Consider the following 13,459-nt stretch of genomic DNA (forward strand, 5'->3'; position numbering starts at 1 on the left):
TCAGGCAGGTGTGCCCGCACTATGAGCTACACTCAGGCTCCGACTGAAAAAAAGCGAAAGTTTGTGTGCGACTTAAAACCGTTTTCATTCATATGTACACTCCTGATCTTTCTGGCGGCCATTGGAGTCGCTCTTGGGGTGCCAATAGCTGAAGGTTCATTTATCTGTTATTTCCTGAATCGCGATCTTGGTATTCCCGCAACGGAACAAGGAAGCTTTGTGTGTATCAGCCCTGAATGGCAAGTAGACAGAACCGCCAGTGAGGAGAGAGAGAAAAATAGCACAGGCTTTGCATTACCAGAATGGCCCACATCAACACCTGAATCCGCCTTGCGATTATCAGGAGGCGGATTTCCACCTGACCCACCAACCCCCCCTCTATTTGTACCGGGCATTTCCGGCAAGGGATTGTTTAATAGGCCCGACTGGCAGTTTGACTACCTGTCAGTTCTGTTCAGGATCAGTCAGTGGCTGAGACAGTCGCTTTATAATGGATATCCCACCACTTCCGGTCAATCCGGACCATTCGTCAGTGACAAAGATTTATCTGCAGCTTTGGCAGCTATTACACAGAAGAGGGCATTTAACAGGTCGTTACTCAGTCAGGTGCCGTTAGATGCCTCGGAACTGCTTGCTGAACTATCGGGGAAAGGTTTGTCTGGTCATGAGCAGATGCATCAGCCAGAAACCGTTATGTTGTATCCCGTATTTATGTTGCCTCGATCTGATTCGAATGACTTTGAAGAAGCGCAGGGGGTTGAATATGTTGGGGAAACTTGCAGCGTATGCCTGCTTAATTTAGAACAATCTGACGACGTGATGAAAACGTCATGTTTGCATTTGTTCCATCTGGAATGCCTGAAACGCTGGCTGACAGGAGAAGTTAACACGGAAGGGAATCGTTTCTGCCCATATTGTCGGCATGACCAGAGCGCTTTGGGTGATTTTCTGACATGGAAAGAGATCCGGAAAGGACTGCAAGAGGTGATTCATACTGTGATGGGAATGCTGCTAGGTAGAGGGACCTGGCCTGAAGATGACTATAGTATCTTCGTAAGGTTGAATGCTGCGCTATTTTGTAATAATTCAGCCATTGCAGAGCAGGCACGGGCAATTTATCCATTAGTAAAATTGTACTCTGCGCAGCGTCTGGTGTTGCAAGTGCGGGCAGGGAAAAGAACCTGGCCCGGAGATGAGGGTTTTATCCATCTAGGGTCGTTGAGAGTGCTGGTAGACAACCCTGATCCGGCCATTGCAAGGCAGGCGCGGGCAATTTATCCATTAGCTAATTTGTACGCTGTACAGTATCAGGTATCTCAAGTGCAGGCAGGGGATGAGGCCTGGAGTGACAGTTATATCCATACATGGTTGGGTATTGCAAGGGATTGTAATGATCTGGTCATTGCTGAGCAGGCAGAAGCACTTGAGCCATTGGTTAATTATTACTCTGTGCGGCATCTGTTGGCACAAGTGCAGGCGGGGAGTGAGACCTGGCCTGATGATGACAGATATATCTATACAAGGTTGAGTAGTGCACAGCGAAGCAATGATCGGGACCTTGCTGAGCGGGCACGAGCCATTGAGCCAACCGTTCATTTATTCTCTGTGCAGCATCTGGTATTACAAATGCAGACAGGAACAAGAACCTGCTGGCCTGAAGATGACAATAATGTCTATGTAAGGTTGAGCAATGCAGAAGATAGCGGTGATCCGACCATTGCTCAGCAGGCACGGGCACTCAGGCCATTAGTTGATCAATATAAGAGCAACTCGCCAGAGAATTGATTCCAGCCTGCGTTTTCAGGGATATTTCTTCACTTTATAGTTATTTGGCCTGCTAATTCTCTATTTGCGCGAAAAATAAACCAATTAACTACAATCTGGTAATGCCGCTATTGTCCATGCTTCACTATAGATAGCCGCTGGCCGTTATAACGATAAAATACAATTTGGAATTAATATGAACGCAGTGATTCTGGCGGTTGCCGTCATGCTCGCGTTGAGCTTGTTGCGCGTTAATGTGGTTCTGGCACTGTTTGTGGGGGCTCTGGCCGGGGGAATGATCGGTGGTCTGGATATCTTCCAGACTCTGGAGGCATTCTCCAGAGGTTTGGGCGGTGGCGTAGGCATTGCTATCAGTTACGCCATGCTGGGTGCTTTTGCTGTGGCCATTGCCCGCTCTGGCATACCTGAGTGGATGGCTGGAAAGATCATCCGCAAAGTAAAGAGCAGCAGCAACTCGCACAATAATGTGAAGCTAAAATACAGCCTGTTCCTGGCGCTTGTGTTGATGGCTTTTGCTTCCCAGAACCTGATACCTATCCACATAGCCTTTATTCCCATACTGATTCCTCCTTTGTTATCGGTATTCAGTGCTATGGCGATTGATCGTCGTCAGGTGGTCTGTCTTCTTACCTTTGGCCTTACCGCGACTTATATGATTTTTCCTGTAGGCTTTGGCAGTGTGTATCTGAATCAGATTCTTGGTGGCAATCTTCAGGAGAATGGGCTGGATATTGAGCTGAGCCAGATGCCGCTGGCGATGGCGATTCCCGTTTTGGGTATGTTCATGGGGTTATTGCTGGCCGTTTTTTTCAGTTACCGAAAGTCCAGAACCTATCGCGTAGAAGAGACCATCTTGATTCATGAACAAGATGTTCAGTTAAGCAAGCCTGCCATTATTACCTCTGTCATAGCCATTGTTCTGGTGCTGGTGAGTCAGTTGATAACCGGGTCCATGGTTCTCGCTGCTGCACTGGGCTTTATTACTATGGTCATTGGGGGAGTCGTCTGCTGGCGGGAAGCGGATGAGGTATTCAATGAGGGCCTGCGCATGATGGCAGCTTTTGGCTTCATCATGATCTCGGCCGCAGGTTTTGCGGAAGTGCTCCGTTCAACAGGAGATATTCCAGAGCTGGTGAGTCAGGTGCAGATGTTTGTGGGAGGCAGTCAGGCCCTTGCGGCCATTCTTATGCTTCTGGTCGGATTGCTGATCACTATGGGTATTGGTTCTTCGTTCTCTACGGTTCCGATTATTGCCACTCTTTATGTGCCACTGGGCATGGAACTTGGTTTTACGCCACTGGCGATAGCCTGTCTTGTGGGAGTGGCAGGAGCATTAGGTGATGCAGGCTCTCCGGTTTCAGAATCTACCATTGGTCCCACTGCTGGTTTGAATGTGGATGGTCAGCACGACCACATCCGGGATTCGGTGATTCCCACCTTTTTACACTTTAATATTCCGATGATTATTTTTGGCTGGATTGCCGCCATGATACTTTGAGTGCCCTCAATAAAAACGGGGCCAGATGGCCCCGTGTGGATCACTCATGAATCTGTGATTACAGATCGAGTTCAGACAAATACTTTTCAACCACCTTGGCAGGCAGAGGGATGTAACCGTCTTTAACGACGACTTCCTGACCCTGCTGAGACAGTACCATCTTCAGAAATTCACCTTCCAGAGGAGACAACTTCTTGTTGGGCTGCTTGTTAACGTAAACGTACAGGAAACGAGACAGTGGATAAGAGTTGTTGACAGCGTTAGCAGGCGTTGCCTCAACGAATGACTGACCGGCTTTCTTGGCCAGAGGTACAGTACGTACGCTGGAAGTCTGGTAGCCGATACCGGAGTAGCCGATGCCGTTTACAGAAGCGCTGACAGACTGAACCACAGAGGCAGAACCAGGCTGTTCGTTGACGTTGTTACGGAAATCACCTTTACACAGGGCTTTCTTCTTGAAGTAACCGTAGGTGCCGGATACAGAGTTACGGCCGTATAACTGGATTGAGCGGTTTTTCCAGGCTCCGTCCAGACCGGCAGCACCCCAGGTGCTGATGTCTTTGTTGCCACCACACTTGCGAGTGGAGGAGAAAATAGCGTCCACTTGAGCCATGGTCAGACCCTTGATTGGGTTGTCCTTGTTGACGAAAACAGCCAGAGCGTCAATGGCGACCGGAACAGCAGTGGGCTTGTAGCCATGCTTCTTCTCAAAAGCTTCCAGTTCCTTGTCTTTCATCTTGCGGCTCATGGGGCCGATGTTGGACGTTCCTTCGGTCAGAGCGGGCGGAGCAGTAGAAGAACCGGCAGCCTGAATCTGTACGTTCACATTAGGATATTCACGCTTGAAATCTTCTGCCCACAGGGTCATCAGGTTAGCCAGAGTGTCAGAGCCGACACTGGACAGGTTGCCTGATACACCACTGGCTTTTTTATAAGTCGGGATCTCAGCGTCAATCTGACTGGCAGAGACGGCCTGGATTCCGGTCGCAAGGGCAATTGTTGTTATTAGAGCTTTAAGCTTCATTCGTATCTCTCCTAAAGGGATTTTTCAGCCTCTCTTATACAGCTACAGGCATTTGTCTACTGGCAAGAACTATAAGATGAAAATGTGACAGTTATATGAACGACAGTGAGAGCTTTATATTCGCAATAGGCATAATGTAAAATCATCGACTTTAACTCCCACTTGATTGTAGATTACTGACGAAATGCCAAGACAGGGTATAAACGTCTTCGAGTTGTTGATATCGAGTGGGCGTAATACCTCGTACTCTGAGGATTGGTATAAGCTCGGCTTACAAAGCATGCCTTCTGTGCTATTTTGCGTCCGCCGAGTGTTTTTAGCTATTACGCCACCTGAGAAGAGAAGTAAAATACCTTCAGGTGGAAAAGCTTCACGATCAGGAAGATCCTGAGCGCAAGAAACAACCTGATGCTCTGTTTGATATATAAGGATTTTCAGAGTCAGTTGCGCCAAAAAATAAAAACATTAAATGCTAGAGAGCAATATGGAATTGGATAATGATCTTGCTCCCGGACCTCAGGGAGAACTGACACTGAAAGTGCTGGCGGACTACCAATCCGTTAATACGACAGGCGATGTCTTTGGTGGCTGGGTGGCCATGCAGATCGACCAGGCTGGCGCAATCATGGCCAGAAAGATTGCCACAGGACGTGTTGTCACCGTCAGTATCGGCAGTATGAGTTTTATGCGCTCAGTTAAAATGGGCGATATTCTTGCGCTGTTCACCCGGGTGACAGAGGTCGGCAAAACGTCGATTCGAGTGGTCGTGGAAGCCTGGGTTGAAGATAAACATGGTCGCGCCAAGCTCACTGAAACCAATATGGTTTTTGTAGCCATTGATACACAGGGCAGAACGTCTCGAATCCAGAGTGCCAAAAGCCCTTAGGACTTGAGGCAGTTTCAGTCTTGGGTCCAAAGAGCCAGCTTTTCTGATAAGCAGGCAAGTGAAACAGGTTTGTCCAGAAAATCGTCCATACCGGCAGACTTACAGGCAAGCTGATCCGATTCCGAGGTGTTGGCTGTGAAGGCAATAACAGGTATTCCGGCATAGTGTTGACCGGAGGCTCTGATTTTTTCAGTGGCTTCCAGACCATCCATGATGGGCATCATACAATCCATGAGAATCAGGTCGAAGGCCTCTGAAGTTTCAAGAGTGTCCAGTGCTTCCTGACCATTCTCGGCCACCTTGCAGGTGCAGCCCAACTTTTCCAGTAGCTTTTTGACCACCATCTGGTTTACCTGGCTATCTTCCACCACCAGAATATGGAGGTTGTAGGTTTCCCTGACTGACACTGGCTTTCCTTTGCCTGTGGCCTGATTTCTCTACAGTCAATATCTGAAGAAGTGCCGGGTTCTTTAGGATCAAATGCAGGATGTTGCCAGACTAAAGCGGTCACTAATAGCCAATTCCAGCTGGTCCCCCTGTTTCAGAGGACCAACACCGGCCGGAGTGCCTGTGAGGACAATATCACCGGGTTCCAGCGTGAAATGACGGCTTATGTAGCTGATCAGCCCCGGAATCGAGGTCAGCATATGGGCTGAAGTGTCTTCCTGACGTGTTTGGCCATTGATTTTGAGGCTGAAGTGAATGTTATCAAGATCGGGCAGGTGTTCTTTGGCAATAAACCCTGAAACGGGGCAGCTGCCGTCAAAGGCTTTAGCCACTTCCCATGGCAGTCCTTTTTCTTTTAGTCGGGACTGAACATCCCGGAGTGTCAGATCCAGTGCCAGCCCTATTGCCTTAATGGCATCAATGCTCTCATTCTCGCTGGCGTTCTGGAGTCGGGTGTCCATCAGAATGGCTATTTCTGTTTCGTGGTGAACTTCACCGCGATCGACGGGAATGACAAAGGGCATTTCCAGAGCGGCCAGTGATGTTGAAGGTTTGATAAACAACACGGGATCGTCGGGCAGCGGATTGTTCAGCTCCCGAATGTGCTCGGCATAATTTCGGCCGACACACACCACTTTGCCGGTCGGCAGATCAATGCGGTCGCCACTTAGCCAGTGATGCCTGTACTTCATAAGGCGTCCTTCTTGCTTGTTTGTTCTTGTATTTTTATTTTGCTCATGGCCTGGCACATCGCTAGTATTTATCAGCCGGGTACGACTGCTGAAGCTATCATTCACAGTACAAAGATTGTGTTTTCCAGATTAACCTGATCACAGGAGCACGTCATGTCTGAAGAACTCCACCTGAATATCCAGAATCTGCATGACCTGCTTGAAGGACAGCCTGTGGACGAATGTACTGCAGGGGCTCTCAAGCAAATTACCGATGAGCTGCAGCTGGCTCTGGCCCAGGCTGAGGGCGATATTCCTCTGCAGGACTACAACGAACAGCTCGAGCAGGAAGCGATCAAGTTTTCCGAACAACATCCTGCATTGTCTCAGGCCATCAGGCAGATTCTGACTACGTTATCAAGCATAGGTGTCTAAAACAGAAAACACATAATAACTCCTCTGCACCCGAGGTTTAAGCTCTGTAGTGGTGATTGGACAAGGAATATAGGATTCATACACTCAGGGTAAGGGTTTTTCTCTTTTTTATGCTATTATCCTCACCCCGGACGGTTCTGAAACCAGATGATTCCGGTTGTATTCAGCCATTGACAGTATTTCACGCTCAATTTGGCTGAAGTACTTTTCAAGGTAGATTAAAAGACATCCGAGCTATTGTTATGCCCTCTATTTCCCTGGACAAGAGTAAGATTCGATTCCTTCTTCTGGAGGGGGTTCACCAGTCTGCTGTGGAAGTGCTTGAAGCTTCCGGCTACACCAATATTGATTATGTTTCCAAGTCCTTACCAGACGATGAGCTGAAGCGACGGATCTCCGAAGCGCACTTTGTAGGCATTCGATCCCGAACCCAGCTGAGTGAAGACGTCTTTGCTACAGCCCAGAAGCTGATCGCTGTCGGTTGTTTCTGCATCGGTACCAACCAGGTTGAGCTGGATGCTGCTACGTCACGGGGAATCCCGGTCTTTAATGCACCCTATTCCAACACTCGCTCTGTTGCTGAGCTGGTTCTGGCTGAGGCCATTCTTCTGTTGCGGGGTGTGCCTGAAAAGAATGCTGTTGCTCACCGGGGTGGCTGGCAGAAGAGTGCGGTCAATTCCTATGAAATTCGCGGCAAAAAGCTGGGTATTATTGGTTATGGCAGTATCGGAAGCCAGCTGAGTGTTTTGGCTGAATCTATGGGTATGGACGTTTATTACTACGATGTGGTGACCAAGCTCTCCATCGGTAATGCCACTCAGGTCGGCAGTCTCAATGATCTGTTGTCCATGTCTGATGTTGTCAGCTTGCACGTTCCTGAAACACCCGCCACTCAATGGATGTTTGGCGAAGAGCAGTTTGCGGCTATGAAAGAAGGCAGTATTCTGATCAATGCTTCTCGCGGAACTGTTGTAGACATTCAATCCCTGGCTTCGGCGATTGAAACGGGCAAGTTGCTGGGTGCTGCAATTGATGTTTTCCCTGAAGAACCACGCTCTAACAGTGATGAGTTTGTCAGCCCTCTGCGTGGACTGGATAACGTGATTTTGACACCTCACGTGGGTGGCAGTACCCAGGAAGCGCAGGAAAATATCGGTCGTGAAGTCTCCGAGAAGTTTGTTATGTACAGTGATAATGGTACAACGTTGTCGTCTGTTAACTTCCCTGAAGTTTCATTGCCTGGACATCCGGACAAGCACCGTATCCTGCATATTCACAAGAATATCCCCGGAGTTCTGGTAGCTATCAACAAGGTTTTCTCCCAGAACAATATCAACATCAGCGGTCAGTTCCTGCAAACCAATGAATCCGTGGGTTATGTGGTCATTGACGTAGATGCCGATCACAGTGAGATTGCGCTGGAGAAACTGAAAGAAATCGACGGCACCATTCGTTGCCGGGTTCTTTACTGAGTTTGATGCAGGCCGGGCCGCTGGCCCGGTTTACAGGGTCAGTCATCGTCAACTCTCATGCAATCCAGATCGCCTTCCCAGTTAAGCTTTCCTCGATATTGTCTGATCAATTCTTGCCTGCTCAGCTCGATCAAGAGCCTGAGCCCTTTTTCAATAACCTCACGTTTCGTTTTTAACCCGGTTATTTCAGGGGCATCACGCATGAGCGTTTCGTCAATGACCGTATGGATTCTCATAACAGCGTCTCGTATAGAGCACATATTGAGTTGATTCTCTGGATATGCTTTAGCAAAATCGTCGTAAACCCTCGCCCAATCGAGGGTGTCGCAAAAGCCCGACAACTCGTTACCATGCTCTGAGGTCGTCATTCCCGCGAAGGCGAGAATCCAGCGCCAACGGTGGATCTCTGCCTTCTCGGGGATGACAAGGCCAGGGGGGCACCGGGCAGTATGGTTCTGGTGGTGAGTCAGTGTGGATTCCCGCTTTCGCGGGAATGACGAGAATGAAGCCGGGAATGACGGGAGTCAACTCGTTCCCTCGCTGGAGAGGGTTTTGCGACACCCGCCTTCGCGGGAATGACGAGAATGAAGAGTTTTGCGACATCCTCGACAAGGCGGGGAGTGTCACACTGTAAATCAGAAGTCGGGAGAGTATTTCTTAATTGCTTTGAAGTCTTCTGAAAATGTCGATAAACAGCTTCCTATGGAAACAATTGATCCCGTCAGTTTCTTGTAATGTGTCTTACACTCAACAGGGACATGCAGTATCTTTAGCTGTTTTGGGTCTCCAACCTACTCAGAACAATATACAGGCTTTTGGAGAAGCGCTGTTTTGACGAAACTCTCTCATCTCTGGACTGATTTCAGAACGGATCCTCTTGGGGCTATTCGTGACTGGCAGAATGCCAGAACTACCTGGCTGATCATGCTGCTGACGGCTGTTTTTCTGGAGTCTGTAGCCCTTTATTTTCAGTACGTCATGTATCTGGACCCCTGTGAACTTTGTGTTTATCAGCGTCTGGCTGTATTGCTGATCGGCCTTTCAGCTCTGGTCATGCTGGTGGCGCCACGAAACAAACTGGCAAGATGTCTCGGATACATCATCTGGATTGCCGGTGCCGCCTATGGGTTGGATGCTTCGATCAAAATGCTGGGCTACTACACATCTGCAGACCTGTTCATGACCTGCAAGGCTCTGCCTACCTTCCCATTTGATCTGCCGCTTTATGATTGGTGGCCTCAAATGTTCCTGCCGTCCGGTTTCTGCGGGCAGGATGGCTGGGTATTCCTGGGAATGAATATGGCTCACTGGATGACGTTTATCTTTGGCCTCTATATTCTGGCCTACATGCTTTGTTTGATCAGTCTGTTCAGGAAATCAAAATAATCGAGTAAGCACACCTTCGGGCGCCCTGGAGTATATGTTCCAGGCGCTCAACCCTTGCTATCCCCTCAAAAAGTTCTGCAAACACTTCTAATTCTGACTGGCAGAACCCCTGACAGGCCTTGGCTGCTGAGCAGATCGGGCAATGGTTTTCATAGAAGATAAACCCGATATCGGTGGCTTCGTAATCTGCCATGTATCCTTCCCTGGAGCGGACCTTCGCCAGCGCTTTTATTTTGCCTTCCAGATCTTTATGGCTATCGAGTGCCTCATGGTATTGCCGGGCTGTTTCTTTCGAGCGATGTTCTATCAGTTCATCCAAGCCCTGTTCACCAAATACATTCTTGATGGAAATCAGCATGTCTACCGTAAGCTGATCATGACGATCAGGAAAGTGTGACTGCGACTTTTCCGTCAGCTGCCAGAGCTTCTTGGGGCGACCGACCCCTTTACTAACTTCCTCACTGGATACCAGGCCTTCTTTCTCCATTCTTTCGAGATGTTGTCTGGCACCCATGCTGGTGATGTCGAGTGTCTTGCCCAGTTCCACGGCAGTTTTTGCGCCTTCCTTCTTCAGGAGCTGGAGGATTTTGTTTTGGGCTTTTTCACTTTTCATGGCCTCAGTATATGAGGGGGGACTTAGTTAGTAAATAAAAAACTTTACAAATTAAAACCATTGCCATAGCCTTAATATGTAAATAAAAAACTTTACATATCTGGAGAAGGTTATGAACGCCTATCTTGAACATGCCAATATCACCGTCCCCTCAATTGATGAAGCCACTCGTATTTTGGGGGCGGCTTTTCCTGATTTTCGGATAAGAGGCGGAGGAGAGTTCCGTGGCCGTCGCTGGGTACATTTTGGCAATGACACAACTTATATGGCCCTGAATGAATACCCTGAAGGTAAAGCGAGTAAACCAGACTACAGTCACTTTGGCGTTAACCATATTGGCTTTGTGGTTGAACAGCTTGACGAGCTGGATCAAAGACTCAAGGAAGAAGGTTATAAATTGATTCCGGACTTTCAGGAGGAAGGCGATTTCCGCAGACGTCATTACTATTGCGACAGTAATGGCATGGAGTGGGAGTTTATTGAGTATGCAACCGAAGACGTATCAAAAAGAAATCATTACTAAATTAAAACTAAAGTACTAAAATAATAAACCCTGTGCCGTTTATTATTCTGCTTCACTGAGGATTACCTTCGTTTATTTTGGTTGCCGGTGCTTCTAACTTAAACGGGTAAGCCTCCGTATTGAAGAAGGCAGTGTCAGATTCTGTCTATCTCCAGCTAACTGGCCGTTTTGAGCTTCGTTTGTCTTTTATTGCCCTTTTTGCTCAAGCCAGTTCTCAACCCGTAGCCCTTTTACACGCTCAAACTCTCTTACATTATTGGTTACAGCAATCAACCCTTCACTGCGTGCATGAGCGGCTATATGCGCATCATTAACACCTATCACCAATCCCTCTCTTTCAAGGTTTGCACGTATATCGCCGTAATGAGCAGATGCCTTCGGGGTATATTCCAGGACCTCCAGCCTGCTGACAAAGCTCTCGACGTTATCCCTGTTTTTTTTCGGATTGGCGCTTTTTTCTACACCGTGAAGTAACTCTGACAATGTGATGGAGCTTATAGCAATCTGTCCATCGTAAGCATTGAAAACAGATTGCAGTTCCGCTGGCCTGCGTTTTATCACGTAAATCGAGATATCAGTGTCAAGTAAGAACTTCAACATCAGAATTCCTCTCGATCTCTCTGATCCTGGGAGGCTCGTTCTGACATAAAATCATCGGTTACGCCATCCGCAGGGTCTGCATTAAAGAATGAATCCCAGGTCTTTCCCAGAGGAGAGAGAATTCGATCATTGCCACGAACCCTGACGCTGACTTTTTTGACGTCATCAGGAAATCGGGTTTCTGCGGGGAGTCGAACAGCCTGTGTCCGGTTGTTAACAAAGACAGTGCCTTGAGCCATCGTTGCCACCTTTGGGTTGATGATATACGCAAAATTTTTATATCAGTGACTATATGGCAAGTTTTAAAACTTTGGGACTGACAGAAAAACTGACTTCAGGCTGACTGAGCATTCAGTTTGCTGGTCAACCAGCTGAGGTAATCATCGATGGTTTCGTCCAGCTCATTGGGTAAGTGGTGTCGGGCATCTTCAAGATAATAGACACTGGGCTGGGTATAGAGCTTCTCAAGGACAGCAATATTGTGTTTGGCATCGACCGTACGGTCGAATGTACCCTGCAGGATGAGTGGGCTGACTGGTGATTTTATTTTGCTGGACTCAATGCGCCTGATCCAGCGATCCATCGCCAGCACCCATTGTATAGGTAGAATGGTGGCGGACAGAGGATCGTTATGGGACAGCTCCAGAAACGATTTTTTTCTGGAATTCCGGGTGTAAGTTCGGGGTAACTGGGTAATGAACAGTTTCGCCAGTTGCAGCTGTAATCGTCCCAGTGTCCACTTCCAGGGCCTGACCAGGGGAGCGGATAAAATGACCTGTTGGAAGGGACTGGCCTTGCCATGAGCCTCCCGGTTGATCAGGCAGTCTGTCAAGATCGCACACCCTGTACTCTGGCCAAAAGCATGCCAGGGTTTGGGCAGGTGACCTTCACAATGTGTCAGTATGTCTTCGAGAATCAGGGTGTAGACAGAAAAATCCGGGATAGTGGCGGGCTTGCCGCTGGAGAGCCCGTGACCGGGCAGGTCATAGGCCAGAACATTGAAATCCTGTTCCAGCAGGAAGCGGATGATTCGGGCGAAGAGTCCAACATGGTCGTAGTAACCATGAAGAAGAAAAAAAGTGCCTCTGGCATCGGACTTCTCAAACAGATGGCAGGCCACCTTGTAGTTGCAGCTGTCGATTGACCCAATAGAGTGACGAACATCCGTTGATCCGGTTTCAAAATTGATACCATAGAAATCAAGGTATGCTTTGATGTCCGGATTCTGGCCAGCGATCGAACCCCGGGCTCCCAGAGGAAACACCAGAGGCTTGATCTGTTCCTTAAGGTTTTCAGGATTCAGCATAGGGTGCTCTGTTCCTAAGTTGGGCTCAAGGCTATCGTTAATCCTGAACGGGTTGCACCTTTCTTCAGGCTTTTTCAAGATCCTCGAGCCTGACTTCCATTTCCTTCTCGGAAACGACTTCGCAGACGGTCTCGCCTTGTGTATTTCGCTGCATTTTGATGTATTGCACCAGAATCATACCCCGGGCAGAACCGACGTTATTTATAAACGTCATCTCCAGTTTTTGATAGAGAGGGTGGTTCATGATGACCTTGTCACCCTTGTTGAAGCTGACCGCTCTGTCTGAGCCCGTGCCTTCGGTTTCTGCATGATTATTGAGCGTTTCGACAATTAACCGGATATCCTTAATGACTTCATGACCATTGGGGATCGGCTTTGGCAGCAGGGCTTGCGTGTCCTGCTCCTGACTTTTGCTCAGACGACCATCTTTATGGAGCTGACGGGTGATCCGGTTAAAAGAGACGATCTCGCTGACGCCACGGGTGGAACGTATCTTGTGGAAACGATCCAGATCCTTGAGGTCCAGGTAAAGAAATACATAGCCGGGAAAGAGAATTTCTTCCTTCAAAAGGCCCCTGATTCGAACCTTAACTATCGGGCAGTATGCATCAAATCCCTGGGTTTCGAGGTTTTCCTGAGCTCTCTGCTCTTGGCGAGGTCTGGTTTTAAGCAGGTACCATCCCTCTTGCAAGCACTCTTGATTCTGCATACATATTCCCTGAATGCTTTCTGCTGTGTAGAACGAAAGTGCAAATAACCTGATGCGCGAAGCCATTACAGTGACTTCTAGCAGCCACACTCCAACTGTCACAT

Annotated in this window: 17 protein-coding genes; 7 read left to right on the forward strand and 10 right to left on the reverse strand. The window is 48.4% G+C overall.

The genetic code is table 11. From position 1 onward, the window contains the following. Positions 1 to 21 precede the first annotated feature (21 nt). Both P6910_RS01570 and P6910_RS01575 read left to right on the forward strand, forming a co-directional pair. Entirely contained in the window at positions 22 to 1,785 is a 1,764-nt protein-coding gene (locus P6910_RS01570) for an RING finger domain-containing protein (RefSeq protein ID WP_317144537.1), read from the forward strand. A gap of 175 nt (positions 1,786 to 1,960) precedes the next feature. Continuing rightward, a complete protein-coding gene (locus P6910_RS01575) occupies positions 1,961 to 3,283 on the forward strand; it encodes a Na+/H+ antiporter family protein (RefSeq protein ID WP_317144538.1) in 1,323 nt (440 codons plus the stop codon). 58 nt (positions 3,284 to 3,341) lie between these two features. On the opposite strand, the gene P6910_RS01580 is transcribed toward P6910_RS01575, so the two are convergent. Beyond that, entirely contained in the window at positions 3,342 to 4,307 is a 966-nt protein-coding gene (locus tag P6910_RS01580) for a phosphate ABC transporter substrate-binding protein PstS family protein (protein ID WP_317144539.1), read from the reverse strand. A 484-nt stretch (positions 4,308 to 4,791) separates the two neighbouring features. Here P6910_RS01580 and P6910_RS01585 point away from each other — a divergent pair, with 484 nt between their 5' ends. Next, complete coding sequence (locus tag P6910_RS01585; protein WP_317144540.1) at positions 4,792 to 5,193, forward strand: acyl-CoA thioesterase; 402 nt, start codon at positions 4,792 to 4,794, stop codon at positions 5,191 to 5,193. 14 nt (positions 5,194 to 5,207) lie between these two features. Here the strand turns inward: P6910_RS01585 and P6910_RS01590 are convergent, their stop codons facing one another. Both P6910_RS01590 and P6910_RS01595 read right to left on the reverse strand, forming a co-directional pair. After that, the gene (locus P6910_RS01590; RefSeq protein ID WP_317144541.1) at positions 5,208 to 5,600 is read right to left on the reverse strand and encodes a response regulator; all 393 of its coding nucleotides are present in this window, start codon (positions 5,598 to 5,600) and stop codon (positions 5,208 to 5,210) included. A 69-nt stretch (positions 5,601 to 5,669) separates the two neighbouring features. Continuing rightward, positions 5,670 to 6,332 (reverse strand): fumarylacetoacetate hydrolase family protein, encoded by a 663-nt coding sequence (locus P6910_RS01595; protein WP_317144542.1) that lies wholly within the window; start codon positions 6,330 to 6,332, stop codon positions 5,670 to 5,672. Positions 6,333 to 6,485: 153 nt separating this feature from the next. Here P6910_RS01595 and P6910_RS01600 point away from each other — a divergent pair, with 153 nt between their 5' ends. Continuing rightward, positions 6,486 to 6,746 carry a DUF4404 family protein gene (locus tag P6910_RS01600; RefSeq protein ID WP_317144543.1) on the forward strand — a complete coding sequence of 87 codons (261 nt, stop codon included), beginning with the start codon at positions 6,486 to 6,488 and terminating at the stop codon, positions 6,744 to 6,746. A 242-nt stretch (positions 6,747 to 6,988) separates the two neighbouring features. Further along, a complete protein-coding gene (serA, locus tag P6910_RS01605) occupies positions 6,989 to 8,218 on the forward strand; it encodes a phosphoglycerate dehydrogenase (protein WP_317144544.1) in 1,230 nt (409 codons plus the stop codon). A 38-nt stretch (positions 8,219 to 8,256) separates the two neighbouring features. Here serA and P6910_RS01610 read toward each other — a convergent pair whose 3' ends face one another. Together P6910_RS01610 and P6910_RS01615 are read right to left on the reverse strand one after the other, a co-directional pair. Continuing rightward, positions 8,257 to 8,586 (reverse strand): type II toxin-antitoxin system VapB family antitoxin, encoded by a 330-nt coding sequence (locus tag P6910_RS01610; protein WP_317144545.1) that lies wholly within the window; start codon positions 8,584 to 8,586, stop codon positions 8,257 to 8,259. Then, positions 8,564 to 8,821 (reverse strand): hypothetical protein, encoded by a 258-nt coding sequence (locus tag P6910_RS01615; RefSeq protein WP_317144546.1) that lies wholly within the window; start codon positions 8,819 to 8,821, stop codon positions 8,564 to 8,566. Before P6910_RS01615 ends, P6910_RS01610 begins: the two co-directional genes overlap by 23 nt. 228 nt (positions 8,822 to 9,049) lie before the next feature. Here P6910_RS01615 and dsbB point away from each other — a divergent pair, with 228 nt between their 5' ends. Further along, on the forward strand, positions 9,050 to 9,604 hold the full coding sequence (dsbB, locus tag P6910_RS01620) for a disulfide bond formation protein DsbB (RefSeq protein WP_317144547.1): 555 nt from the start codon (positions 9,050 to 9,052) through the stop codon (positions 9,602 to 9,604). Here the strand turns inward: dsbB and P6910_RS01625 are convergent. After that, positions 9,588 to 10,217 (reverse strand): metalloregulator ArsR/SmtB family transcription factor, encoded by a 630-nt coding sequence (locus P6910_RS01625; protein ID WP_317144548.1) that lies wholly within the window; start codon positions 10,215 to 10,217, stop codon positions 9,588 to 9,590. The genes dsbB and P6910_RS01625 overlap by 17 nt on opposite strands. A gap of 112 nt (positions 10,218 to 10,329) precedes the next feature. Here P6910_RS01625 and P6910_RS01630 point away from each other — a divergent pair, with 112 nt between their 5' ends. Beyond that, positions 10,330 to 10,740 (forward strand): VOC family protein, encoded by a 411-nt coding sequence (locus P6910_RS01630; RefSeq protein WP_317144549.1) that lies wholly within the window; start codon positions 10,330 to 10,332, stop codon positions 10,738 to 10,740. A 186-nt stretch (positions 10,741 to 10,926) separates the two neighbouring features. On the opposite strand, the gene vapC is transcribed toward P6910_RS01630, so the two are convergent. The 4 genes from vapC to P6910_RS01650 form a co-directional block, all read right to left on the reverse strand. Continuing rightward, positions 10,927 to 11,340, reverse strand: a complete 414-nt coding sequence (gene vapC / locus P6910_RS01635; protein WP_317144550.1) for a type II toxin-antitoxin system tRNA(fMet)-specific endonuclease VapC — start codon at positions 11,338 to 11,340, stop codon at positions 10,927 to 10,929. Then, a complete protein-coding gene (gene vapB / locus P6910_RS01640) occupies positions 11,340 to 11,579 on the reverse strand; it encodes a type II toxin-antitoxin system VapB family antitoxin (RefSeq protein ID WP_317144551.1) in 240 nt (79 codons plus the stop codon). Before vapB ends, vapC begins: the two co-directional genes overlap by 1 nt. A gap of 95 nt (positions 11,580 to 11,674) precedes the next feature. Next, the gene (locus P6910_RS01645) at positions 11,675 to 12,646 is read right to left on the reverse strand and encodes an alpha/beta hydrolase (RefSeq protein ID WP_317144552.1); all 972 of its coding nucleotides are present in this window, start codon (positions 12,644 to 12,646) and stop codon (positions 11,675 to 11,677) included. 64 nt (positions 12,647 to 12,710) lie between these two features. After that, positions 12,711 to 13,355, reverse strand: coding sequence for a transcription termination/antitermination NusG family protein (locus P6910_RS01650; protein WP_317144553.1), 645 nt, complete (start codon positions 13,353 to 13,355; stop codon positions 12,711 to 12,713). Positions 13,356 to 13,459 lie beyond the last annotated feature (104 nt).

The sequence above is a fragment of the Endozoicomonas sp. 8E genome (assembly GCF_032883915.1).
Taxonomy (GTDB): domain Bacteria; phylum Pseudomonadota; class Gammaproteobacteria; order Pseudomonadales; family Endozoicomonadaceae; genus Endozoicomonas_A.